This window comes from Flagellimonas lutaonensis, assembly GCF_000963865.1.
Lineage (GTDB): Bacteria > Bacteroidota > Bacteroidia > Flavobacteriales > Flavobacteriaceae > Flagellimonas_A > Flagellimonas_A lutaonensis.
Genome location: NZ_CP011071.1, coordinates 1,712,550 through 1,735,700, shown reverse-complemented (window position 1 = coordinate 1,735,700; position 23,151 = coordinate 1,712,550). Strand labels below are relative to the sequence as shown.

General features: G+C 46.1%; 30 protein-coding genes, 1 tRNA gene and 1 pseudogene. 6 read left to right on the top strand and 26 right to left on the bottom strand.

Annotated elements, in window-relative coordinates; all coding sequences use genetic code 11:
- Positions 1-120 precede the first annotated feature (120 nt).
- Complete coding sequence (locus VC82_RS08075; protein WP_045801919.1) at positions 121-819, top strand: hypothetical protein; 699 nt, start codon at positions 121-123, stop codon at positions 817-819.
- Here VC82_RS08075 and VC82_RS08070 read toward each other — a convergent pair whose 3' ends face one another.
- Both VC82_RS08070 and VC82_RS08065 read right to left on the bottom strand, forming a co-directional pair.
- Positions 820-1,317 (bottom strand): nuclear transport factor 2 family protein, encoded by a 498-nt coding sequence (locus VC82_RS08070; RefSeq protein WP_045801918.1) that lies wholly within the window; start codon positions 1,315-1,317, stop codon positions 820-822.
- A complete protein-coding gene (locus VC82_RS08065) occupies positions 1,307-1,810 on the bottom strand; it encodes a hypothetical protein (protein WP_157518027.1) in 504 nt (167 codons plus the stop codon). Before VC82_RS08065 ends, VC82_RS08070 begins: the two co-directional genes overlap by 11 nt.
- Positions 1,811-1,862: 52 nt before the next feature.
- Here VC82_RS08065 and VC82_RS08060 point away from each other — a divergent pair, with 52 nt between their 5' ends.
- Positions 1,863-2,810, top strand: coding sequence for an NAD-dependent epimerase/dehydratase family protein (locus VC82_RS08060; RefSeq protein ID WP_045801916.1), 948 nt, complete (start codon positions 1,863-1,865; stop codon positions 2,808-2,810).
- A 61-nt stretch (positions 2,811-2,871) separates the two neighbouring features.
- On the opposite strand, the gene VC82_RS15255 is transcribed toward VC82_RS08060, so the two are convergent.
- The 10 genes and pseudogenes from VC82_RS15255 to VC82_RS08020 all read right to left on the bottom strand — a co-directional run bounded on the left by VC82_RS15255 (position 2,872) and on the right by VC82_RS08020 (position 9,064).
- Positions 2,872-3,177 (bottom strand): hypothetical protein, encoded by a 306-nt coding sequence (locus tag VC82_RS15255; RefSeq protein ID WP_052698970.1) that lies wholly within the window; start codon positions 3,175-3,177, stop codon positions 2,872-2,874.
- Positions 3,178-3,213: 36 nt separating this feature from the next.
- On the bottom strand, positions 3,214-3,423 hold the full coding sequence (locus VC82_RS15665) for a hypothetical protein (RefSeq protein WP_052698968.1): 210 nt from the start codon (positions 3,421-3,423) through the stop codon (positions 3,214-3,216).
- 211 nt (positions 3,424-3,634) lie between these two features.
- A pseudogene (locus tag VC82_RS15935) lies at positions 3,635-3,736 on the bottom strand (RMD1 family protein); the annotation flags it as partial.
- Positions 3,717-4,205, bottom strand: coding sequence for an RMD1 family protein (locus tag VC82_RS15805; RefSeq protein WP_245615858.1), 489 nt, complete (start codon positions 4,203-4,205; stop codon positions 3,717-3,719). The pseudogene VC82_RS15935 and the gene VC82_RS15805, both read right to left, overlap by 20 nt.
- 5 nt (positions 4,206-4,210) lie before the next feature.
- Positions 4,211-4,516: a hypothetical protein gene (locus VC82_RS08045; RefSeq protein ID WP_045801915.1), complete on the bottom strand. Its 306-nt coding sequence runs from the start codon at positions 4,514-4,516 to the stop codon at positions 4,211-4,213.
- Between the two features lie 2 nt (positions 4,517-4,518).
- On the bottom strand, positions 4,519-5,493 hold the full coding sequence (locus tag VC82_RS08040) for a deoxyhypusine synthase family protein (RefSeq protein ID WP_045801914.1): 975 nt from the start codon (positions 5,491-5,493) through the stop codon (positions 4,519-4,521).
- Positions 5,483-6,421, bottom strand: coding sequence for an agmatinase (gene speB / locus VC82_RS08035; RefSeq protein ID WP_045803335.1), 939 nt, complete (start codon positions 6,419-6,421; stop codon positions 5,483-5,485). Before speB ends, VC82_RS08040 begins: the two co-directional genes overlap by 11 nt.
- A 29-nt stretch (positions 6,422-6,450) precedes the next feature.
- A complete protein-coding gene (locus VC82_RS08030; RefSeq protein ID WP_045801913.1) occupies positions 6,451-7,896 on the bottom strand; it encodes a type III PLP-dependent enzyme domain-containing protein in 1,446 nt (481 codons plus the stop codon).
- A gap of 295 nt (positions 7,897-8,191) precedes the next feature.
- Positions 8,192-8,620, bottom strand: coding sequence for a cyclic pyranopterin monophosphate synthase MoaC (moaC, locus tag VC82_RS08025; RefSeq protein WP_045801912.1), 429 nt, complete (start codon positions 8,618-8,620; stop codon positions 8,192-8,194).
- A gap of 3 nt (positions 8,621-8,623) precedes the next feature.
- Positions 8,624-9,064, bottom strand: a complete 441-nt coding sequence (locus VC82_RS08020) for a molybdenum cofactor biosynthesis protein MoaE (protein ID WP_045801911.1) — start codon at positions 9,062-9,064, stop codon at positions 8,624-8,626.
- Positions 9,065-9,185: 121 nt separating this feature from the next.
- Between VC82_RS08020 and VC82_RS08015 the strand changes: the two genes are divergently transcribed.
- Positions 9,186-9,257, top strand: a tRNA-Arg gene (locus tag VC82_RS08015).
- 73 nt (positions 9,258-9,330) lie between these two features.
- On the opposite strand, the gene VC82_RS08010 is transcribed toward VC82_RS08015, so the two are convergent.
- The 9 genes from VC82_RS08010 to VC82_RS15860 all read right to left on the bottom strand — a co-directional run bounded on the left by VC82_RS08010 (position 9,331) and on the right by VC82_RS15860 (position 17,371).
- Positions 9,331-9,729 (bottom strand): response regulator, encoded by a 399-nt coding sequence (locus VC82_RS08010; protein ID WP_045801910.1) that lies wholly within the window; start codon positions 9,727-9,729, stop codon positions 9,331-9,333.
- Between the two features lie 145 nt (positions 9,730-9,874).
- On the bottom strand, positions 9,875-10,288 hold the full coding sequence (locus tag VC82_RS08005; protein ID WP_045801909.1) for a DUF6691 family protein: 414 nt from the start codon (positions 10,286-10,288) through the stop codon (positions 9,875-9,877).
- Between the two features lie 2 nt (positions 10,289-10,290).
- Entirely contained in the window at positions 10,291-10,848 is a 558-nt protein-coding gene (locus VC82_RS08000) for a YeeE/YedE family protein (protein WP_045801908.1), read from the bottom strand.
- A gap of 67 nt (positions 10,849-10,915) precedes the next feature.
- Entirely contained in the window at positions 10,916-11,101 is a 186-nt protein-coding gene (locus tag VC82_RS07995; protein WP_045801907.1) for a YgaP family membrane protein, read from the bottom strand.
- Positions 11,102-11,112: 11 nt separating this feature from the next.
- Complete coding sequence (locus VC82_RS07990) at positions 11,113-11,418, bottom strand: hypothetical protein (protein WP_045801906.1); 306 nt, start codon at positions 11,416-11,418, stop codon at positions 11,113-11,115.
- A gap of 2 nt (positions 11,419-11,420) precedes the next feature.
- Positions 11,421-14,609 carry an efflux RND transporter permease subunit gene (locus VC82_RS07985; RefSeq protein ID WP_045801905.1) on the bottom strand — a complete coding sequence of 1,063 codons (3,189 nt, stop codon included), beginning with the start codon at positions 14,607-14,609 and terminating at the stop codon, positions 11,421-11,423.
- 10 nt (positions 14,610-14,619) lie between these two features.
- Positions 14,620-15,702 (bottom strand): efflux RND transporter periplasmic adaptor subunit, encoded by a 1,083-nt coding sequence (locus VC82_RS07980; protein WP_045801904.1) that lies wholly within the window; start codon positions 15,700-15,702, stop codon positions 14,620-14,622.
- 9 nt (positions 15,703-15,711) lie between these two features.
- Entirely contained in the window at positions 15,712-17,025 is a 1,314-nt protein-coding gene (locus VC82_RS07975; protein ID WP_313777691.1) for a TolC family protein, read from the bottom strand.
- A 217-nt stretch (positions 17,026-17,242) separates the two neighbouring features.
- On the bottom strand, positions 17,243-17,371 hold the full coding sequence (locus VC82_RS15860; protein WP_262491903.1) for a hypothetical protein: 129 nt from the start codon (positions 17,369-17,371) through the stop codon (positions 17,243-17,245).
- Between the two features lie 323 nt (positions 17,372-17,694).
- On the opposite strand from VC82_RS15860, the gene VC82_RS07965 reads away from it, so the two are divergent.
- The 3 genes from VC82_RS07965 (at position 17,695) to VC82_RS07955 (ending at position 20,348) form a co-directional block, all read left to right on the top strand.
- A complete protein-coding gene (locus VC82_RS07965) occupies positions 17,695-18,915 on the top strand; it encodes a sulfite oxidase (RefSeq protein ID WP_045801902.1) in 1,221 nt (406 codons plus the stop codon).
- 1 nt (position 18,916) lies between these two features.
- A complete protein-coding gene (locus VC82_RS07960; RefSeq protein WP_045801901.1) occupies positions 18,917-19,381 on the top strand; it encodes a monoheme cytochrome C in 465 nt (154 codons plus the stop codon).
- A gap of 88 nt (positions 19,382-19,469) precedes the next feature.
- On the top strand, positions 19,470-20,348 hold the full coding sequence (locus tag VC82_RS07955) for a sterol desaturase family protein (RefSeq protein ID WP_045803333.1): 879 nt from the start codon (positions 19,470-19,472) through the stop codon (positions 20,346-20,348).
- A 161-nt stretch (positions 20,349-20,509) separates the two neighbouring features.
- Here the strand turns inward: VC82_RS07955 and VC82_RS15550 are convergent, their stop codons facing one another.
- The 5 genes from VC82_RS15550 to VC82_RS07935 all read right to left on the bottom strand — a co-directional run bounded on the left by VC82_RS15550 (position 20,510) and on the right by VC82_RS07935 (position 23,120).
- The gene (locus VC82_RS15550; RefSeq protein ID WP_157518025.1) at positions 20,510-20,650 is read right to left on the bottom strand and encodes a hypothetical protein; all 141 of its coding nucleotides are present in this window, start codon (positions 20,648-20,650) and stop codon (positions 20,510-20,512) included.
- Positions 20,638-20,982, bottom strand: a complete 345-nt coding sequence (locus tag VC82_RS07950) for a rhodanese-like domain-containing protein (RefSeq protein WP_045801900.1) — start codon at positions 20,980-20,982, stop codon at positions 20,638-20,640. Before VC82_RS07950 ends, VC82_RS15550 begins: the two co-directional genes overlap by 13 nt.
- 79 nt (positions 20,983-21,061) lie before the next feature.
- Complete coding sequence (locus tag VC82_RS07945) at positions 21,062-21,433, bottom strand: rhodanese-like domain-containing protein (protein WP_052698966.1); 372 nt, start codon at positions 21,431-21,433, stop codon at positions 21,062-21,064.
- Positions 21,430-21,702, bottom strand: coding sequence for a heavy-metal-associated domain-containing protein (locus VC82_RS07940; RefSeq protein WP_045801899.1), 273 nt, complete (start codon positions 21,700-21,702; stop codon positions 21,430-21,432). Before VC82_RS07940 ends, VC82_RS07945 begins: the two co-directional genes overlap by 4 nt.
- A complete protein-coding gene (locus VC82_RS07935; RefSeq protein ID WP_045801898.1) occupies positions 21,702-23,120 on the bottom strand; it encodes an MBL fold metallo-hydrolase in 1,419 nt (472 codons plus the stop codon). Before VC82_RS07935 ends, VC82_RS07940 begins: the two co-directional genes overlap by 1 nt.
- Positions 23,121-23,151 lie beyond the last annotated feature (31 nt).

Genomic DNA, 23,151 nt, shown 5'->3' with positions numbered 1-23,151 from the left:
CAAAAAATTGCATGAAAAAGATGCCGTGGGCATCTTTTTTTTGTTGGTGGCTTTAGCATTTCATTTGCGGGACTGTTCAAGAAAAATGCGTAGTTTTGCCCCTCTAAACAAAGGTTTCCCATGAAGAAAACTGCAATCATCACCTTATTTTTCTTGATAAGTTTTTTAGGGTGGTCACAGACCCAAGAAGAGCTCAAAAAACATTACGAAGCATTTTATAAAGAAATGCGGCTTCAAGGTGATGTCAATGGCATTATCACGGCATTGACACACCTGAACGTCATAGCGCCCTCAAAAGAACGTAGAGATACCCTTGCATATGTTTATATGAACAACAACCAGCACATGCAGGCATTGAATACCATTGGTATCGACAAAAATGAAAACGATTCTGATCTTGCCGTTCAGATCAAGGCTGTATCGCTGAAGGCATTGAACCAGCCCAAAAGGGCCTTGGAGCAGTTCGAAATCTTGTTTAAGCGCGACCAAAGTCCTTACTTGGCCTATGAATTGGCGGATTTAAAAATACAGACCGGTGACAACGAAGGGGCAGCAGCCAATATAGAATACGGCATTGCAAATGCCAAAGACGATATGAAGTATGCCTTTTTCGAGCGGCAGCAGCCCTATGAGGTGCCCTTGAAGGCGGCATTTTACCACTTGAAGGGACTGATGCAGTACAACATAAACAAGGAGGATGTCGATGCGGCCATAGCTTCTATCGACGAGGCCCTCAAGATCGAGCCCAACTTTAATTTGGCCAGTCTGAGCAAGCAGGCTTTGGAGTCGCGGAAAAATTCGGCCACGAAAGAAGATTGATCAAAAACGTTCTTTCAGCTTTTTCGTCAACAGACTGTCAGACGCAGCTTTTAGTTCGATCACTTCAGATACATTCTCGTTGGGTATGGCGATGGAGAGTACGTAATGTGCGATTTTCCATTTCCCGTCGATTTTTTTCAACACTCCCGATCCGCGGCAAAGTTTCATTTGGGTGTCCAACAACTCATCGAACCAAGCAAATTTACCATTGTCAGAAACATAGATGTTACGCTCTACCGGCGTGAAAGCCCAAGCCCGTCCCCTATCAAAATACGGTTTTGAAAACTTCCTGAACTCTTTGTTCTGCCAATTTTCAGTGGCATCGGTACCCAAAAACACCCCGTCGTCGGTCATTTTTGAAAAATAGGCTTCAAAGTCAGCTTCGGCCGCTGCCTTGTGCCATGCATCCAAAACCGACGAAATGGCTGCTATGTCATTTTGGGCAAAACTCTGCAGGGCCATCAAAAAACAGGCCCAGACAATGGCATTACTCTTCATCCAATATCAATTTTGAGTCCAGCGGATTGTTCACCAATACATTGAACTGGTTTCTATAGGCATTATAGGCTTCAAGCATCTCGACTATGGCCTCTGTGGGGTCACGATTTTCAACGGCCAAGGCCCTTGCCTTCAGCAAAAAAGTGCGTACCACTTTCTGCCTGCTCTTAATCTGGGCCTTATCAAAAAGTTCTGGATGGTCAGAGGCGGCCAAGAGCTTTTCTTTTTCAATCAAATCATCCAATGCAAGGATCAGGTCTGCGTTGTTTCTTGCCCGGTACAAAATATCAAAGCTTCGTGAGAAGTTCCCAAATTCTTCCCATTGGTCCAGAACATCACTGGCCTTTTCGTTGATTTCTACCCGTTTGGGCATTTTTCGATAATCAAACCCAACCTCTTGCGAGGCTTGTTCGGTACCTGAAGCATTTTGGCTTTCATTCTTGCAGGCCGACAGCAAAAAAAGCACTGCAATCAGCATCTTATATCTAAGCATAAGCGAATGTACAAATTTTAATAAAGGCTATCTTTGTGCGGAATATTTTGATATGGCAAAATCTATATTGATCCTTGGCGCCTGCGGGCAAATTGGTACCGAGCTTACCCTTGAATTAAGGAAAAGACACGGAAGCGAAGCGGTAATAGCGACCGACATCAGGCACGGTGACGCCCAGTTGAAGGAGTCGGGCCCGTTTGAACTATTGGACGCCACCGACTATGCTGCCATTGAAGATGTGGTAATGCACCATGAGGTTGAAGAGGTTTACCTTATGGCCGCCATGCTCAGTGCAACCGCCGAAAAATTTCCGATGAGGGCATGGAACCTCAACATGGGTTCGCTCTTCAACGTTCTCAATCTGGGAAAAGAGCGAAAGATCGATAAGATCTTTTGGCCCTCTAGCATTGCAGTATTTGGCCCCAATACGCCCAAAAAAGAGACCCCCCAGAACACTTTGATGGAGCCCAGTACCGTTTATGGCATCAGCAAACAAGCCGGGGAGCGTTGGTGTGAATATTACTTCAAGAAATTTGGGGTCGATGTACGAAGTGTTCGTTACCCCGGATTGATCAGCTGGAAAACGCTTCCAGGTGGTGGCACCACCGATTATGCCGTGGAAATTTATCGCGAAGCCATAGCACATGGGCAGTATACCTGCTTTCTTAAAAAAGGTACGCAGCTTCCGATGATGTATATGGACGATGCCATTAGGGCCACCCTTCAACTGATGGATGCCGATCCAGAAAGGCTGACCATACGTTCTTCTTACAACCTTGCAGCCATGAGTTTTGCCCCTGAGGAAATTGCCGAGACCATACAGCAAAAGGTTCCAGGGTTTAAAATGGACTATAAGCCCGATTTTCGCCAAGAGATTGCAGACTCATGGCCGAACAGTATAGACGATTCAAAAGCGCGCGAAGACTGGGGATGGAAACCGGTCTATGATCTTGAAAAGACAACCGAGGAAATGGTATCACAACTTAATAAGTTGCGTTGAGCAAAAGACAAGGGTCCATCCTCATCAGTGCAATACCTCACTCCGTAACAACCGAAATACCCTACGCTGGCATATCTGGCAAGCTCCATCCATTATGGTAGGTATGTTTTATATATTCCGTCGCAGATTCAAGTGCATCGAGCTCTACATGTTCCACATTCCAAGTCGGCTTGCTGTCGACCATTTCAAACCCGAAGGTCTTGACCACCTTCATGGTCTCGTTTTCCCCAATATTGGTGAACTGCATTTGGTCACCGTTCCACTCAAGAATTTTATGGAGTCCTTTCAAGCGAATGGCCAACACGCCCAACAGCACCATTTCATTAAAGGGGCCGGAGTAACCAAAGTTTGCAGAGCCCTCAACCATATTCTCAGGTGATTCTTTGCAGGCCCAGATCCAATCTTACTCGTGCGGCCTGTCGCTATAGTCAACGGATCCAGATATCCGACTAAGATACGGTTTGACTTCCGGGACCCTGCCGGAAAGCAACCTCGGGTTGAATCCGCCATCTTCACAAATCAAGGTGTCTTTGGTGCCCACAAAAAGGCATCTTCCAAGGCCATCGTTGATCAAGGGGGCCCCTTGTTCAAGCTCTTCAGGGCGGTCAGGCAATCTCTTATCTGAGCAACCGGATGATGAAATGGTCTAGAACCTCTACGAATATCAGGATAATGATGACCCACTCGAGCCTGCTGCTTTCTCTATGATCCATAATGTCTTTGAACAGCTCAAGGTTCTCTTTTATTATTTCAATGCGCTCATGAATATACCGAAACCTGTCTTTTAAATCAAACGTCTGTTTTAACCGCTGGTTCAGGTCATTTAACCGTTGGCTGTGCCATGTGACATCGGGCGAATCAAAAATGTAGAGGTTTTCAGATATCTCGTTTTTAAGGTTCAGGATTTTACCGATATATCGTTTCAGCTTGTTTCCACCGATATCGAGCCTTCCTTTTTTCGAGGTACTGGGTATGCTGTTGGGTGCTTCCCAACATCTCTTCAGTAACCTCGGCGTACCGCTCTAGGGCAACAGATTGTGAGGCATTGAGCATAACCAGGCGTATGGCCTCTTCATCGGCATCTTTGAGCGAAACATGGTTAAAAGCCACTTTATCGTCACTAGAATTGAGCGACATACTGATCGTGTCAAAAAATGGGGTCTCATACCGGTTTTTTGCAGCTGTTTCCAATGATTTGAAAGTTGCCAGAATCTCACTTTCTGAATGACCAAAAAAAGCGACCATGCCATATTGGAAAATAAATAGGTATTTCTTTTCGCCGACCTTATAGAAAAGTTCGTCGCTATCAGAAAAAAGAAGTTCGTGCGAAACGTTGCCCCTGCACTGGCGAAGGTTTATGCCCGAAGCATATAGATAGGCTATGACGGTTGCCACTTCTACTATTCTTCTTCGTCGTTTGCCTTGGCAAAGGGATCTACCACAGCTTCAGGATCATTGTCCTCAAAATCGGCATAGTCGTCTTCATCGTAGTCGGCCATGGTCTTTTCCAATTTAGCGCTGATCTTTACCAAATACTTCGTGTCATCGGTCAATACCTCAACACACTCAACCCGCTCGCCGGCAGCATTTCTGAAGCTGATGATATCGTTGTCGCCGTATCCGTCAGGATATTCTTCAACCAAAAGCTTTAGCACTTCGGGAGTCAACTTTTTAAAATCTACTATGACCCGTTTTCTATTATCCATATCTATTGATCCAAAAGATAAGCAAAAATCAATGGCGCTACAATGGTTGCATCGCTTTCAATGATAAATTTTGGGGTATCGATATCGAGTTTGCCCCAAGTAATCTTTTCATTGGGCACCGCACCCGAGTACGAACCGTAACTTGTGGTGCTGTCGCTGATTTGACAAAAATAGCTCCAGAAGGGTGTATCGGTGCGCTCCATATCTTGGTAGAGCATGGGAACGACGCAAATTGGAAAATCGCCCGCAATACCGCCACCTATTTGGAAAAAACCAATTCCTTTTTTTGAATTGAGCGTATACCAATCGGCCAAAAACGTCATGTATTCAATACCTGATTTCATGGTACTGGCCTTTAGCTCACCCTTTAGCACGTATGATGCAAAGATATTCCCCATGGTACTGTCTTCCCAACCGGGAACCACTATAGGCAGGTTTTTTTTTGCCGCGGCGTACATCCAACTATCTTTAATATCGATTTCATAATACTGCTCCAAGACCCCTGACAGTAAAAGCTTGTACATAAATTCATGTGGGAAATAACGCTCACCCTTTTCATCTGCCTCTTTCCAGATTTCAAAGATGTGCTGTTGCAACCTTCTGAAGGCTTCTTCTTCGGGGATGCAGGTATCGGTTACCCGATTGAGGCCCTTTTCAAGTAGCTCCCATTCATCCTGAGGTGTCAAATCGCGATAATTGGGCACCCTTTTATAATGCGAATGGGCAACCAAGTTCATGATATCCTCTTCCAGGTTTGCCCCGGTACATGAAATGATGTGGACTTTGTCTTGCCTGATAATTTCGGCGAATATCTTGCCCAATTCGGCCGTGCTCATGGCACCGGCCATCGAGACCAACATTTTGCCACCGTGCTTCAGTTGCTCTTCATAGGCTTTGGCGGCATCGACCAGCGCAGCTGCATTGAAATGCAGGTAATACTTCTCTATAAACTGTGATAAGGGTCCTTTAGTCTTCATCTTCGTCAAATCTGGGGTTGGTTTTACTTTTTTCTTCGGTGGCCATTTGCCCTTCAAACTCATCCAAATCGATCTTCGACATGAACTTATAGCCCAACATTTTATAGTAGAGTTTGGCAGCCAAAAAGTCACTTGACCTATCGGCCGGATTGGGGCACAGTTCAACAATGTCAAAGCCCACAACATTTTTTTCTTCAAAGACCCTTTTCAAAAACTCAAGGGTTTCGTACCAAAGCAGTCCGCCTGGTTCAGGGGTGCCCGTCGACGGCAGTATGGAAGGATCTAGGGCGTCAAGGTCGAAGGTAATGAATACATTTTCCGTTAGTAGTTCTATCACGTTATCGACCCAGTAATCGTCGTTCACCATTTCATGGGCAAAGAAGGTTTTCTCCCTATCCATAAAAGTGTTTTCGATGGCATCCATACTGCGTATGCCAACCTGGACCAAGTTTGTGGTCTTGCTGGCCTCATGCACTGCACAGGCATGGTTAAAGGGTGTACCATTATACGATTCGCGCAGATCGGCATGGGCATCAATATGCAGTACCGAGAGATTGTCAAAGCACTCGTTGAAAGCCCTGATTGTGCCAATGGATATTGAGTGCTCACCACCAAAAATGGTCACGAATTTCTTCCGCTTTATGTACTCTTTGGTGGTTTTGTGTACGGCATTGACCATGGCTTCGGGAGAAGTGTTCTGCATAACTGGGGGTGCCAAATAAATTCCTTTTCTGAACACCTCAGAATCTGTTTCAATATCATAGAGTTCCATGTTCTCAGAGGCGTCCAGAAAAGCTTCGGGACCCTTGTCGGCACCTTTGCCCCATGTACTCGTGCCATCATAGGGCACCGGAAGCAATGCCACACGTGCTTTTTCAAGTTGGGCAAACCCGTCAGGGATGCCCGCATAATTTCTGGTTGTTTTCACCATTGTTGCGTTGTTCTTACGATTACTTTTTATGCTTCTAAAACTTCTTTCCTATTTGTTTCGGCCGATTGATCAACTTCTTGTTGATACCCCAAAATCTTAAGCATTTGCCCTGCGGACTGCTGTTCTTTGAATAGGGTGGTGGTCAGATTTCCTTCTTCATCCCTATCGATCAGCAGGTACTTCGGATGGGGAATGAGACAGTGTTGAAGCCCTCCGAATCCACCTATGGTCTCTTGGTAGGCCCCTATATTGAAAAAACCTATGTACAGCTCTTTATCCCTTTTGAACTTGGGCAGATAAATTGCGTTCATATGCTGCTCGCTATTGTAGTAGTCATCGCTGTCGCAGGTGAGCCCCCCGAGCAGCACACGCTCATATTCATCGTTCCACCGGTTAATGGGCAACATAATGAACCGCTTGTTGATGGCCCACGAATCGGGCAGGGTGGTTATGAAAGAAGAGTCGATCATATTCCATTTTTCGCGGTCGTTTTGCTGTTTTTGGTACAGTACCTTGTAGATGGCACCTCCGCTCTCGCCCACGGTGAAACTTCCGAATTCTGTGAAAATATGAGGCACGGGTACCTCTGCCTCATCGCAAGCCATTTTTATCTGGTTGATGATCTCGTACACCATATACGCATAATCAAACTCGAAAGCGAGGGAGTTTTTGGTCGGGAAACCCCCGCCAATATTCAAGCTATCAAGCGTTGGGCAAACTTTTTTCAACCGTACATATACCTTGAGGCACTTGAGCAGTTCGTTCCAATAGTACGCGTTGTCACGAATGCCTGTATTGATGAAAAAGTGCAGCATCTTCAGCTCAACCTTATCATTGTTCTTGATCTGCTCCTCATAGAACGGCACAATGCTTTTATAGCCAATACCCAGCCTTGAGGTGTAGAACTCGAACTTTGGCTCTTCTTCCGATGCAATTCGAATTCCGATTTTGAACGGGTCAGTGATCTCATCGGCCAGCAATTCGATTTCCTCATAATTGTCGATTATAGGAATGCAGTTCTCATGGCCATTGTTTATCAATCGGGCAATATTGTCGATATACTGGGCCCGTTTGAAACCATTGCAGATGACATAGGTGTCATCTTTTATTTTGCCCCGTTGCCTTAAAAGCTCAACTATGTTGATGTCAAAGGCCGATGAGGTCTCTATGTGGATATCGTTTTTAAGGGCCTCATGGAGCACATGTTGAAAATGCGAGCTTTTGGTACAATAGCTATAGTAATAGTTGCCTTGGTAATCCAGCTTGCCCATGGCATCAGCAAACCATTTTTTGGCTCTCTGGATATTGGCCGAAATCTTGGGCAAATAGGCAAACTTCAGCGGCGAACCATACTTCTTCGCCAATTCCATCAAGGGAATGTCATGAAACGACAAGCTATCATCAACAAGTGCAAACTCTTCTTGTGGAAAATGGTAGGTCTGATCGATAAGATCGCGATATCTAATATTCATTTGTAAAAACAGTGCTTAAAAAATAGACATAGGTTCAACAGGCAATTGAAAGGTGAACCGCATATTTAAATGAGCATCTGTTTTTGGTTGGTTGGAATAAAGAAATAGTCGTGCTGGCTTCTAAGGATAGAAGCAAAAGAAAGGGAAGTCAGCTTTAAACTTCGGGCGGTTGAACCTTCAACCTGTCGTGGTCGACACTTCCTAGTCACCAAGACCCCGAACATAAAAACACATTTCAATGTTCAGCCAAAAACGGGTGCAAAAGAAATTAAAAAATCAATATCTACAACAAAAATCAATCATTTTTTATGTCCGATTTTCCGCCGGTCTTCTCGAGCAATCGAATATGGTGTATCTCAACCCCTTTGTCAATGGGTTTCAGCATGTCATACAAGTTCAAGGCCACCAAACTTGCCCCGTGCATAGCCTCAACCTCAACCCCTGTTTTATAAAAGGTCTTGACCGTTACTTTGATTATTATCTCAAGCTTTGAGATCTGATATTCAACAGCAGCGAATTCAATCGGTAGCGGATGGCAATCTGGCAATAGTTCGGCCGTTTTTTTAATGCCCAAAAAGCCTGCCGCGCGGCTCATCTCGAACACGTCGCCCTTGGGCACCTTTTTGTTCTCTATGGCCTCAATCGTATTCTTTGACCCCACTTTTACAATGGCTTGGGCAACGGCTGTTCTGTGGGTGTTCTGTTTATGGGTGATATCGACCATGGTTCAAGTGTTCACTTTCCATTGATAACTATCATCTTCAAAAAGTTCTTTGCCAAAAACGGGCACTTCCTTCTTGATTTCTTCCACCACATGGTGCAAGGCCTCAAAAACTTCCTTTCTATGCGGTGAAGAGACAAAAACGAACAGACAGATCTCGCCGACAGCAACTTTGCCCAGGCTATGGTAAATGTGCATACAGCTCAGGTCAAACTTATCAAATGTTGCCTCACGAATTTCGTGGAACTTCTTGTTCGCCATCTCTTCGTAGGCCGTGTACTCAATTGCGGAAACGGTTTTGCCGTCAATTTTATCAGCGCGTACTTGCCCCAAAAAAATGTCATGGGCGCCGATTTGGGTTTTTGATTGGTGCTTGGCTATCGCATTTGCAATGAACTCAGGGCTTATGGCCCCGTCAATGAAGACGTTTTTTACTTTTTCTTTCATGCGACAATGTTTTAACTAAGGTAATGAAGAAATATAAAATCGAGGTTTTTCAATGCGGTAAAAAGCATTAATTTTACGCCCCGTTAAAATCGGGCGTCGGTCATACCAAAAATCGATGAACGGCCTCATAGTTCAAGGGATAGAATAGGAGTTTCCTAAACTCTAGATCCAGGTTCGAGTCCTGGTGAGGCCACAAAGTTGGGCATACCCAAAATGCCACTTCATAATTTGGACGATGGGTTTTCTAAAAAAGCCCACATCCACCCTCAACGGGTCGTTTTGGCGGCAAAAATCTTTTCTAAACTGGCTTTTGTCAATGGTTTGTCGAAGTAACCGGCAATCAACGAATGTTCTTTGGCAATGGCCCTGTCTTTCGAGTTTACAAAGGCGGAAAGCACATAGATATCGGGCTGCTTGTGCCCTTCTGAAATCAACTCCAAGTTATCTATAAAGGCCCAACCGTTCATATCGCCCATTACCAAATCAAGAAAAATAATATCGGGCAGCGGTTCTTTTTCGGCCAGCAGGTTGGCACATAGCTTCAGCCCTTCTTCGGCACTGCCACAAGCGACAATGTTAAAGTCGCCATCATACTGTTCTATACAATACCTGGTCGCAAACTGCGACACCAGGTCATCATCAATAATAAAAATTGTCGTTTGCACTGATTGGTCATTTAGAGGTCGGCGTACCGTTTGTGGTTATAAAACTAAGCGCTTTTTATAAAAACCGCGCTGAAATTCGGTGTTTTAGTGCAATAAACCGCCAAAAAGGAATAATCCAAACACTTAACTGTCAGGGCATTTCATACTAGTGCGGCAGTTTGCTTTTTAATAGTCCGTACACCAAGGCTCCCAAAAGGGCGCCAAAAATAACCACGATAATGGCCCAATAACCGGCCCCAAAGAGCACATACATCGGCCCAGGGCATGCGCCTGCCAAGGCCCAACCTAATCCGAACAACACGCCACCGATGGCATAACGGGCAACTCCTTTTTCTTTGGGCACTATGGTAATCTTTTCACCAAAAAATGATTTTGCCCCTGATTTTTTGACCCACTGTGTGAAAACTACACCCAGTACCAAGGCCGAACCGATAATGCCGTACATATGAAAGGCATCGAACTGGAACATTTCATAGATGCGGAACCAAGAAGCCGCTTCCGATTTGTACAAAACAATTCCGAAGAAAATACCGACCAAGAGATACAACAAGCTTTTCATGGTTAAAAGATTAAGGGAAACAAGAGATGTACCATGATCAAGCCGCCGGCAAAAAAGCCGATTACGGCAATCAACGAGGGCAATTGCAAATCGCTCAAGCCTGAGATGGCGTGGCCAGAGGTACAGCCGCCGGCATATCGGGCACCAAAGCCGACCAGAAAACCGCCTATGAGCAATAGGGCCCAGACCTTGGGGTCTGCCAACGATTCGGCACCAAAAAGCGCTGTGGGCAAATAGGCCTCGCCAGCACTCTCAAAACCCAATGATTCGAGTTTTTCGATACTATCGCCGCTGATGGCCACTTTATCATTCGATGAAAGTAGGTGTGCCCCTATAAAACCCCCTATCACCGCCCCGATCACCACCATCAAATTCCATCTGCGGGGGCGGGTATCGACCTTGAAATAATCGACAAATTTACCCGCACCGCCCAACGAGCAGAGCGTTTCAAGGTTTGAAGACATGCCAAAACGTTTGCCCAGCAATACCAAAATTGCCATGGTCAGGGCTATCAACGGACCCGAAACGTACCAAGGCCAAGGTTGTAACAATGCATCCATATCAGTTCATTTGCCGTAAAAATGGCAAAAATTTACATGGATGCCTTGTTGTGGCCTAGAAAAAATATCAGTTCTTCACTCCAAATTTCTTCAAAATATCTTCTAACAAGCACCATTTGGTGAAAGAAGACTGCAACAAATTGGCCCCCACAAAAGCTGTGAACCAAAGCCAGTTCATATTGACATAAATGGCCAAGATCAGGCTGATGAGAATGAAGCTTCCGGCGACACCCCTCACAATTCTATTTTTCATAACTATGGTTTTTAAATGAAACGTTCAACGGGCAATTCCACTGCCTTGATGGGATTGCTTGAATCCAGTCCATCGTTAAATTCTTTTAGCAATGCGAACAGCTTGCCCACTTTTTCCTCCTCCGTATAGGAAAAGAAAAGGCTCGACCTTGCCCCACTCTTCTCTCTGGGGAACCAGCTGCTGTTGAACAGCACAGGCGGTAGATTTTTATATCCCTCAACCGACGAGCCACTAAAACTTTCAATATCGGCGGCCTTTAACAGTTCAAATACTTTATCAGTGTATTCTTCGACCGCTGTTACAATCACCATTTTCATCACTAACTATTTTTGTGTTCAATCATATAATACACCAAGGGCACCACCAACAGGGTCAATACCGTAGAGGCGATGGTGCCGCCCATCAGCGAGATGGCCAACCCTTGAAATATCGGGTCGAACAAAATCACGAATGCCCCGATCACCACCGTGCCCGCCGTGAGCAGAATTGGCGTGGTACGCACTGCTCCAGCCTCGATCACAGCTTGTTTTAAAGGAATGCCCTCTTTTTTGCGCAGATTCACAAAATCGATAAGCAGCACTGAATTACGCACCATGATGCCCGCCAGGGCAATCATTCCGATAAAGGAAGTCGCAGTGAAAAAAGCCCCCATGATCCAGTGGCCCAAAACAATACCGATCAATGATAAGGGAATCGCCACCATCATTACCAACGGTGCCTTGAAGTTTTGGAACCAGCCTACAATCAACATGTAGATGATGACAATAACACCCAAAAAGGCCATGCCCAAATCGCGAAACACCTCTAGTGTGATCTGCCACTCACCATCCCACTTCACGGTGAAATCATCTTCAAATTCGGGCTGTGACATATACATTTCGTTCATGGTATATCCTTCGGGGAGGGGTATTCGATTCAACTTTTCGGTCATGCCCAAAATGGCATATACAGGGCTCTCTAACTCGCCTGCCATATCAGAGGTCACATAAACCACCCGTTTCTGGTTTTTGCGGTAAATACTCTTTTCTTTAGTACTTTCTTCAATGATGACCAAATCACCAATGGGAAGCATATTTCCATTTTTGGAAGCCACACGTATCTGCTTGAGGTCTTCCAAGCTCGAACGGTCTTTTTCGTTCAGCGTCAGTACAATCCCGATTTGGTCAAAGGCATTCGTTTGGTACAGATGCGTCACGGGCCGTTCTGACATGGCCATATTCAAAGTGTGCACAATCTGTGCGGTACTGACCCCATAGAGCATGGCCTTTTCTTTATCGACCACAAAGTCAAATTGTTTTTGGTCTGCTTCGACCATCCAATCGACATCGACCACATCAGTGGTGTTTTCAAGGATGTTCTTTACATTTTCGGCCACTGCAATCTGTTTTTCATAATCGGGTCCATACACCTCAGCCACAATGGTTGACAGTACCGGAGGGCCCGGTGGCACCTCTACGACCTTCACATTGGCCCCGTATTGGGACCCTATTTCTTGAATGCGTGGCCGCAGCAGTTTTGCAATATCATGGCTCTGGGCACTGCGGTCGTGCTTATCGACAAGGTTCACCTGAATATCGGCCATATTGCTGCCCCCCCTTAGGTCATAGTGCCGAACCAATCCATTGAAGGTAATTGGAGCTGAAGTACCAACATAGGCTTGGTAGTTGACCACCTCGGGCCTTGTGGCTAAATAAGAAGCGATTTCTTTGGCCACTACAGCGGTTCGTTCCAGAGTCGATCCCTCAGGCATGTCAATGACGACTTGAAACTCGTTCTTATTGTCGAACGGAAGCATCTTTACGGCCACCGATTTTGTAAAGAACATACCTATTGAGGCCAGCAACAATAAAAAGGTGATGCCCAAGAACAACCATCGTTTTTTACTGTTTTCTATCAAAGGCCGCTCAAACTTTTCATACATTCTGTAGATGAAGGTATCCTGAATTTGTATGGGTGCCTTCTCCTTTTTCTTTTTATCCTTTTCCCTAAGAAATAGATAGCCCAGATAGGGGGTAATGGTCAAAGCCACAAAGAGCGAGAGCAGCATGGCAATCGAAGCCCCAATGGGCATGGGCGACATGTAGGGCCCCATCAAACCTGACACGAACGCCATGGGCAATACCGAAGCAATCACTGTAAAGGTGGCCAAAATGGTAGGGTTGCCCACCTCATTGATGGCGTACAGTGCGGCATCTTTGAACGGCAACCGCCGCATCTTGAAATGACGGTGCATGTTCTCGGCTATGATGATAGAGTCGTCGACTACGATACCCGTCACGAACACCAAGGCAAAAAGCGTGATGCGGTTCAGGGTATAATCCAGCATATAATAGCTCAGCAAGGTGAGTGCAAAGGTGATGGGCACCGACAAGAACACCACCAGACCACCACGCCAGCCCATGGCCAGCATAACCACAAAGGTCACGGCAATAATGGCCCCGATCAGGTGCAGCAGCAGTTCCGATACTTTTTGTGAAGCGGTTTCCCCATAGTTTCTGGTCACTTCAACATGCACATCATCTGGCAGCAAGGTCTTTTTAAGATGCTCGACCTTCTGCAATACGGCATCTGCTATCTTCATGGCATCGGCACCCTTTCGTTTGGCAATGGATAGGGTCACTGCAGGATATTCGGAAGGATATTCATCAGACACCCCACTCGCCTTGCCGTAACCAAAAGACACATAATCATGGGCCAACTCGGGCCCGTCAACAACCGTGGCCACCTGCTTGAGATATACAGGTTGATTTTGGGCCGACCCCACAATCAGATTTTCCACGTCTTCTTTTGAGGATAAAAACCCGCCAGCCGTTACATGAAATTCGGTGTCATTGGCATAAAAATCACCGGCCCCCATTTGGCTGTTGTTCGCCTTGATCATTTCGGAAATTCTCAAAAAATCAAGATTGCTCACGGCCATTTTTGCCTTGTCGAGCACCACTCTAAGCTGTCGATTACGACCCCCTATTTTTTTGGTGATGGAAACATCTTCAACCTTTTCAATCTCATTGAGCAGTTCACTTGATATACGGCCCAATTGATAATCACCATAGGTTTCACTCCATAGGGTCAACGCCAAGATTGGCACGTCATCAATGGCCCGGGTCTTGACCAAGGGCATGGTGACCCCTTCGGGCATTTGGTCCATGTGCTTGTTGATCTCATCATACAGTCTGACCAGAGAACGCTCAATATCCTCACCAACGTAAAACTGTACGATGACCATCCCTGCTTCCTTCATCGACGTGGAATAGACATACTCGACCCCTTTGATGTTCGAGATGATTTTTTCAAGGGGTTTGGTAATCCTTGACTCAACTTCAGTGGGGTTCGCCCCAGGGTAGCCCACAAAAATATCGGCCATGGGCACATCGATCTGGGGTTCTTCTTCCCTAGGAATCAAAAACGAACTATAGACCCCGATGACCATGAACACGATCATCAAGAGCACGGTCAGTTTCGACCCTATAAATCCTTTGGCGATTTTGCCTGCTAGACCTTCTTTCATCTACTTATTTTTATTGGATGGCGACCTTGGCACCATTGAACAATTTTCCCTGGTAAGAAACGATATAGGTTTCTCCCCCTGACAGACCTGATAGCACTTCAAACCCATCCCCGACGGGGTCACCCAAACGCAACCAGCGCAGTATGGCCGTGTTGTTCTGGCCCACCGTATAGATGCCCGTGAGCTGTCCTCGCTCTACCAAGGCTTGCTTGGGCACGGTCAACATTTGTGATTGGGTATTCTCAACAGGAAATGCCACAGTGGCATACATGCCCGACAATACCGATGCGGGAGGATTTTTGAGTTCCACAGTCGCCAAATATTGTCCGCCCGTATTGCTGGCCGAAGTGCTCAGCTCGGTCAAAGTACCGTTCAAAACCGTGTCAAGTACTTTCACTGTCACCATTGCTGTCATACCCTCACGCAATTGGCCGACCTTGTTTTCAGGTATTTTGGCCACCACTTCCAAGGCCCCCGGGGCCTCGATGCCCACTAAAGGCATTCCAGGATTTGCCATTTCTCCTACATCGACAAAAGTGTTGGTGACCACCCCTTTGAACGGGGCCCGTATGTTCACATAAGCGAATTGTGCGTTGACCTCTTTTTCCATTTCCTCGGCCGCTTGTAATCTGGCCTTGGCCATCTCATACCGCGCCGTCATATCGTCCAATTCTTTTTGGGAAGCGCTGTTTTTTTGAAAAAGATTCACAAATCGGTCATAGTCTTTTTTCGCATTGGCAAAGGCTGCCTTGGCCTCAATGATACTGGCTGAGACTTGGGCCTTTTTGGCCCTGAGGTCCATATTGTTGATGACGACCAACAAATCGTCCTTGTTGACTTTTTGGCCCACCCTTACAGGGATTCGTTCAATATGCCCCATCATTCGAGTACTCAAAACAGCACTGTTCCCCGAACGTATCTGTCCGCTACCTGCTGTGAAATAACGCTCAGAGCCCGTTTCTACGGTTGCGACCGAAACGGGTATCGGTTCTGATGCAGTGTCAGATTTCGCAGCCCTATCACCACAAGCTGCCATTAAAAGCACCCCAATCATAAATGGGAGCCATCTTTTTACATTGTATCTAGAAATCATTGCCATTTGTTATCCTTTGGTTAAAAAATTATGGTACGAAAAAGCGTAATTGTATTCGTAGATGGTTTGATAATACTCCAGTTCTTTTTGGGCATATTGGGCCTCGGCCCGTAAAAGGTCTGTTGTGCCTTCAAGACCTTGCTCAAAGCGATTGCTGCGTATCTGCAGGGTTTCTTCAGATTGTTGCAATGCCAGGGCAGAAGTGTTCATGCGGTTTTTGGCATCGAGCAACATTCTCTTGGCTTTTTGTAGTTCCATCGCACTTTTTGAGCGATAGTTCTCATACTCTATCTGCGCCTTTTTATAATTAGCCCGACTTTTCTTGACCTTGGCAAAACGTTTTGAGCCTTGAAAAATATCCCACCTCAAACTGGCCCCAAAAGTGTAGCCTTGGGCATCGGCCTGAAAAATATCATCGTCAAAAAGTTCATACGAGCCAAAAGCATTCAAGCGTGGCAGAAAGGTCATCTTATCGGCCTTGTAATTCGATTGATGGGCTTTAGAAACCAACTGCATGGCCCTGACATCGGCCCTGTTGCCGATATCGCTTTCGTTAAGCCCCAAACCCTCCCCAACAGGGGCAAGCTCGCTTATCGGTGCATAGTTTTGTGTATTGCCTTCATGCATCAAAAAGGCTAGGTAGTCAGATGCGTTGCCAATGGCACTTTGTGCCGACACCAATTGATTTTCGACTTCGTTCGCCCTGACCTTCGCCTGTAACAGATCGGCTTTTTGAAGCAACCCTTGATCATAACGAACAGCCACCATAGCCTCGTTCGCCTTTGCCGCTTTCAGTGCCTTTCCAAGCACTTCAACCCTTTTATGGGCCAATTGCAACTGCATATAAGCATTGGTTGCCTCAAATGCCAGATAATCTTTTGTTCTCTCAAACTGCAGTTCACGGGCCAGCATGGTCAATTTCGCGGCCTTGCGTTGAAAGTAGCCATCAACATTCACCAAAGGCTGCTCAATAGTCACCCGAGTGGCATAATTCTGGATTTGATCAGGGTCGTTCAATAGCTGTGGGTTGAAATCGGCCTGTGTCAAAATCTCTTGGTTCAGCTTTGAACCAAAGGCCATCAAGGGATTGGTTGTGGCCATTCCCGTATGTGATACCGAAATATTGGGCAAAAAGATGGCATTGCCCATTGCATAGTCAGCCTTTGCCTCAGCCAATTCAAATTCTGAAATCTTGATGTTGGCGTTTGATTCCTGTACCTTTACCAACACCTCATTCAAGCCAATGGGCTTGGTGTTTTGTGCGCTCAGCGGTATGGCCAACCCCATTAAAAATAAGATACTGCCCAAAATTCTGTTCATCATCTTCTTGAATTTGGGACAAAATTACTTTGGCAGTATGGCGATGACAGTAACCTAAGTTACCTAGATCAAATTTGCGTCGGAAATATGGAAAAAGAGACCACCAGCCATCTTCGGTGAAGCCTAAATATATATGCTCAAGGTTTCTGTGGTCTGAAGAAGAAAGACATCCCGACAAATGGTGGGTATGACAAAAAAAGGTGCTTACCGGTTCAAAAGTTTATTTCTTGCCACTGTTCATCATGGCCACAACGGCCACCACAAGAAAAACAACGACCAAGGCGAACACCCCGATCATTAAAATGCCGTTATCCCATGAGACCAATGGTAGTGTAAGAAGTGCATTCATTGTCATTAGGTTTAGTAGGGCCAAATTTATGATCTCCCCGGGAGGCAAAACATGACAAATCTCAATTTTTTTGGCAGAATTTCTTATTCCAACACAAAGACCGCCCCGAAACCAGGGCGGTCTTTGCCTAAACAACCAACCAAAAAACTAATTTTTTTTACGGGTTCACAGACCAAAAATCGAGTCCCTACCTGTGGCATCCCTATTATTTTTCAGCTACTTATACTATAGCCTATGCCCAAATATTGGGTACGCCTTAGGCAATATCAGTAACATGGGTTACACAGCAATATGTACCTTTATGGTACTTTTAAGACCTAGCAATGAAAAGAAGGGCCTTTACAAAACAACTCTCGATTGCGGCCATGGCAAGTGTCATCGGCCATGAAATTGTCTTTGCAGAACACTTGCCTAAAAATTATGTACCCTTGGGCCTTAAAGACCCCGATCCTTTCAAATTATTCGATAAAGACAAGGAAATGGTGGTGCTCAACGATAAACCGTGGAACATCGAGGCAAAGGCCCATTTATTGAACGACGATGTCACGCCGAATAAGTATATGTTCATTCGTAACAACGGGCGGATTCCACAAAACATCGATGCTTCAACATGGATATTGAAAATCGATGGGGAATCGGTAAAAGCAGAAAAGTCGTATTCAGTGGATGACCTAAAGACAAAGTTTAAGCACCACACCTATCAATTGACCCTTGAATGTGGCGGAAACGGCCGTAGTGAGTTCGACCCGCCTGCCAAGGGCAACCAATGGACGGTAGGTGCGGTTTCTTGCGCCCGGTGGACGGGCGTTCGGCTGAGAGACCTACTCGAAGATGTCGGCATCAAAAGCGATACCGTCTATATTGGATACCATGCAGCAGACACCCATCTCAGTGGCGATCCATACAAAGAACCTATCTCACGGGGCATACCCATTGAAAAGGCCCTTCAAGACGAAACACTGTTGGCCTTTCAAATGAACGGTGATGACATTCCGTTGGCACATGGGTATCCGTTGCGACTTGTTTGTGGCGGATGGCCGGCCTCGGCCTCAGGCAAATGGGTAAACCGTTTGAGTGTGCGAAACAAAGTACACGACGGAGCCAAAATGGGCGGCAGTTCGTACCGCGTGCCCTGCGAACCCGTGGCCCCGGGCAGTAAGGTCGAAGATTCAAATATGTGCATCATTGAATCGATGCCCGTAAAATCGTTGATTACCCACCCCAAAAGTGGGGCACTGCTAAAAGAGGGACAAACATTGCATATCAAGGGGCATGCATGGGCTGGTGAACTGGAGGTCTCGAAGATGGAATACTCAATTGACTTTGGTAGCACTTGGCAACGCTGCACGCTTCAGAAACCTGTTAATCGGTTGGCATGGCAACATTTCATTGCCCAAGTGCAATTCCCAAAAAAAGGATATTATGAGGTTTGGGCCAAGGCCACCGATACCAACGGCAAAAGCCAACCCATGGTCTTGCCGGGTTGGAACCCAAAGGGCTATCTGAACAATGCCTGCCATCGTATTGCCGTGAAAGTCGTTTAACATGAACAAGAAGTTGAAAAAACAAAACAGGTCACTTTCAAAAACACTGATTACCAGTATAGTGACAGTGCTTGTTCTTGTCGGGGGATTGCTTTTTTTTACCAATGATCCTGATAAAACCAAAACGAAAGCGGAACCAAAAGAGCAATCCATGGATGTTTCCGAAGAAAATTTCGACAGAATAGAGAACGGCATACACCTGGCCACCGGTCTTGTAGCCGATGAAGGCATGCAGCTGGTAATTCAAAATTGCACGAGCTGTCACTCAGCAAAGCTGGTGATCCAAAACCGCTTGAGCAGAGAAGGGTGGCAGGCTACCATTAAATGGATGCAAGAAACGCAAAATCTTTGGAACCTGGGGCCCAACGAAGAGAAAATCATCGATTATCTGGCCAAAAACTATGGCCCTGTTTCAAAGGGAAGACGGCAGAATTTACAAAATGTGGATTGGTATGAGTTGCAGTAGTAGCAACCCTTATCATTCCTGCGCAGACAGGAACCCATCTTAACAAGTAATAAATTCCGCAGTGGATGCGGAAGGGCAAAATGGTTATATGGAAAAGTATGTTGACGCACTGGTAAACGGATTTTTGGGCACCCTGCAATGGACGTGGGAATCCATTATTTTCGAGGTGCCCTGGTACACCAATTATTTTTGGGGATTGATTGCCATATCGTTGGCGGTATGGTTGCTTGAAATCTTTTTTCCTTGGCGGAAGGAACAACCGATTTTTAGAAAAGACTTTTGGTTGGATGCCTTCTACATGTTCTTCAACTTCTTCATATTTGCCATTGTCATCAGTGGAATCTACAAGATGCTCGAGGTCCTTTTCACAGATCTGGGCATCCGCGCCAAAAGCCTGGCACTCATCGATTTTTCTTCGTGGCCCGTTTGGGCACAATTGCTCGTGTTCTTTGTGGTGCTCGACTTTGTGCAGTGGTTTACCCATGTTTGCCTGCACCGGTTTCCAATACTATGGCGGTTTCACCAAGTACACCACAGCGTAAAGGAAATGGGCTTTGCCGCCCACTTGCGCTACCATTGGATGGAGAACATTCTTTATAAGCCTTTGAAAGTCTTTGGTGTGATGCTACTGGGCGGTTTTGAGCCCGAACATGCCTATGTGGTACATTTCGTGGCCATTGCCATTGGGCATTTGAACCATGCCAATATCAAACTTACCTACGGGCCGCTGAAGTATGTGTTCAACAATCCAGTGATGCATCTGTACCATCATTCGTATAGACTGCCAAAGGGAAAATTCGGGGTGAACTTTGGCATCAGCCTAAGCCTTTGGGACTATCTCTTTAAAACGAATTATGTGCCTGAAGACAGCGGTACCATTCCTCTGGGATATCCCGGCGATGAAAAAATGCCAAAAAGTTTTTGGAAACAGTTGGTGTATGGGTTTAAAAAAGGGGATGACAGGTAGCTCCCGTCCTGTCCCGATAATTATCGGGATTAGGAGGGGTGCCCTGACACTGACGGTCAGGGCGTCGTGGTATAAAACCAACCTACTATTTCTTACAAAGGCAGATAAAGTTTTTAATCACGTCATTGTCAAGTGCAAGTTGCAACAATTGTGTCAAAAGACTAATCCACCGGTTTGTTTGTATTGGGAAATTTGATGCTCCAGATACCCCTGACCTCGTTGACATCATAGCCTGTTGCTTGGTCTTCAAGATACAGTTCTGACAAGAGCGAAGCTACCTTGGGTTCAATTATCGCTTCCATGTGGCGTAACCGCCCCTGAGATCATATATTTCTTCAAAGCCCATGGCCAATAGGCGTCTGGCCGCTTTTTGACTGCGGTTGCCCGATTGGCAGTAGAGGTACACTGGTTTTGATCTATCGAACGTATCAAATGCCGATTCAAAGGCACTGAAGCGAAAAAAATCAATGTTTACAGCTCCTTTGATATGCCCTGCCGCGTACTCACGTGACGTGCGCACATCGACCAACTGTACTTTCTTGCCCGCTATGGCCTTGGCATACGCCTGTTTATCCAATATGGAAATCTTGTCGGAAACGGAAGTGTTTCCAAATAAAAAATCGATAAATGACATGGTTTTATTTTTTCGGCCAAGATAGCTTGCCTACAACCACATCACAGTAACAGGTGTTACACAACATGAAAGTTTTTGCCTATTGGGAGGACCACTCATCGTATCCCCCTGAATAGTCATAGATTTCTTTGAAACCCATTTCCTTTAGCAACGCTGCGGCCCTGGCACTGCGCCCTCCCATCTTGCAATAGAGGTACACGGGCTTGTCTTTGTCAAGGGTCCCTATTTTTTCCTTAAAAAGTGGTTGATTTTTGATATCGAAATTCAGCGCATCATCTATGTGCCCGGCTTCATATTCTTGGGGCGTACGCACATCGATCAACTGTACATCTTTGCCAATTACCTGGGCCTGCATGGTGGCCTTATCGATTACCGAAATGCTGGGTTCGCCCTGCGATTTACACGATAGGCCCAAAAAGAGCAACAGGGCACAAACAAATGCTGGTCTCATTTTTTTGAAATTCTACCGCTTGCGCAGCTCACAAACGATTTGGCCTTTGCTACAAAGTTGTTCTCGCTATCAACAGGTGGGTACCCAAGATCCTTCAATTTCTGTATGGCCTCGGCCTTTTCTTCTTCCCCCTCATGCACGAAGGTTACGGTGCTTTCTTCTTCGTTGACCTGCACATCGTCCACCTTTTCAATTTTCGACAAGCGATCGACAATAGTGGCGGCACAGCCGCCACATTTCAGGTTCTGTATGGCTATGGATGATTTCATCAGTTTGAGCTTTTGGTGGTCGGACAAACATAATCGGTCACGGGAATGTCGGTTTTCTTGATATCTGCAAATCCACCTGCCACATCGACCAGGTTATGGATGCCCCTGCTCTTGAGAATAGAGGCAGCTATCATGCTACGGTATCCACCCGCGCAGTGCAGGTAAAAGGTTTTATCTTTTGGAAATTCGGCCAAATGGTCGTTGATAAAATCCAAGGGGGTCAAATGGGCCCCTTCGACATGTTCGGCAGTGTACTCGCTCTCTTTTCTGACATCGAAGACAGGAACGCCACCCTGCTTCCAATGTTGTTCAAAGGTCTTGGCATCGACGCTCTTGACCGAATCGACTTGCTTTCCTGCAGCTTTCCAGGCTTCAACACCCCCTTTGAGATACCCAATAGTGCCATCGAAGCCCACCCTTGACAGGCGCGTAATGGCCTCTTCTTCTTTTCCTTCAGGGGCAATCAGCAAAATAGGCTGCTTAACATCAGCGATCAAAGCGCCGACCCAAGGGGCAAAACTGCCGTTAAGGCCTATGAAAATTGACCGGGGCACGTGTGCCCTGGCAAATTCTTCTTGATGGCGCACATCAAGTACCACGGCCCCTGTCTCATTGGCTGCCGTTTCAAAGGCATCGGGTGACATGGCGATATTGCCCCTATCGAGCACCTCGTCGATATCATCGTAGCCCTCTTTGTTCATTTTTACGTTCAACGGAAAATATTGTGGTGGGGGCAACAGGCCGTCGGTCACCTCTTTGATGAATTCTTCCCTGGTCATGTCGGCACGTAGGGCATAGTTCATTTTCTTTTGGTTGCCAAGGGTATCAACGGTTTCCTTCATCATGTTCTTGCCACAGGCCGAGCCAGCCCCATGTGCCGGATATACGATCACATCATCGGCCAAGGGCATGATCTTGTTTCGAAGGCTGTCGTACAAAATGCCGGCCAGTTCTTCTTGGGTCATGTTTGCCGCTTTTTGTGCAAGATCGGGCCGCCCCACATCACCCAAAAACAGGGTGTCGCCGCTAAAGATGGCATGGTCTTTACCATATTCATCTCGTAGCAGGTAGGTGGTGCTTTCCATGGTATGGCCCGGGGTGTGCAGGGCAACAATGGTCAGCTTGCCCAGTTTGAACTCTTGTCCGTCTTCTGCGATTATGGCCTCAAAGCTGGGATTTGCATTGGGCCCATAGACAATGGGGGCCCCCGTTTCTTTTGACAAGGTAATGTGACCGCTCACAAAATCTGCGTGGAAATGGGTCTCAAAAATATATTTGATCTTGGCATTGTCGCGCTCAGCCCTCTCAATATAGGGCCGTACCTCTCGAAGTGGGTCAATGATGGCCGCTTCACCTTCACTTTCAATATAGTAGGCCCCTTGGGCCAAGCATCCTGTATATATCTGTTCAATGTTCATAGTCAACAAAATTTTTTCAAAATTACAAGGT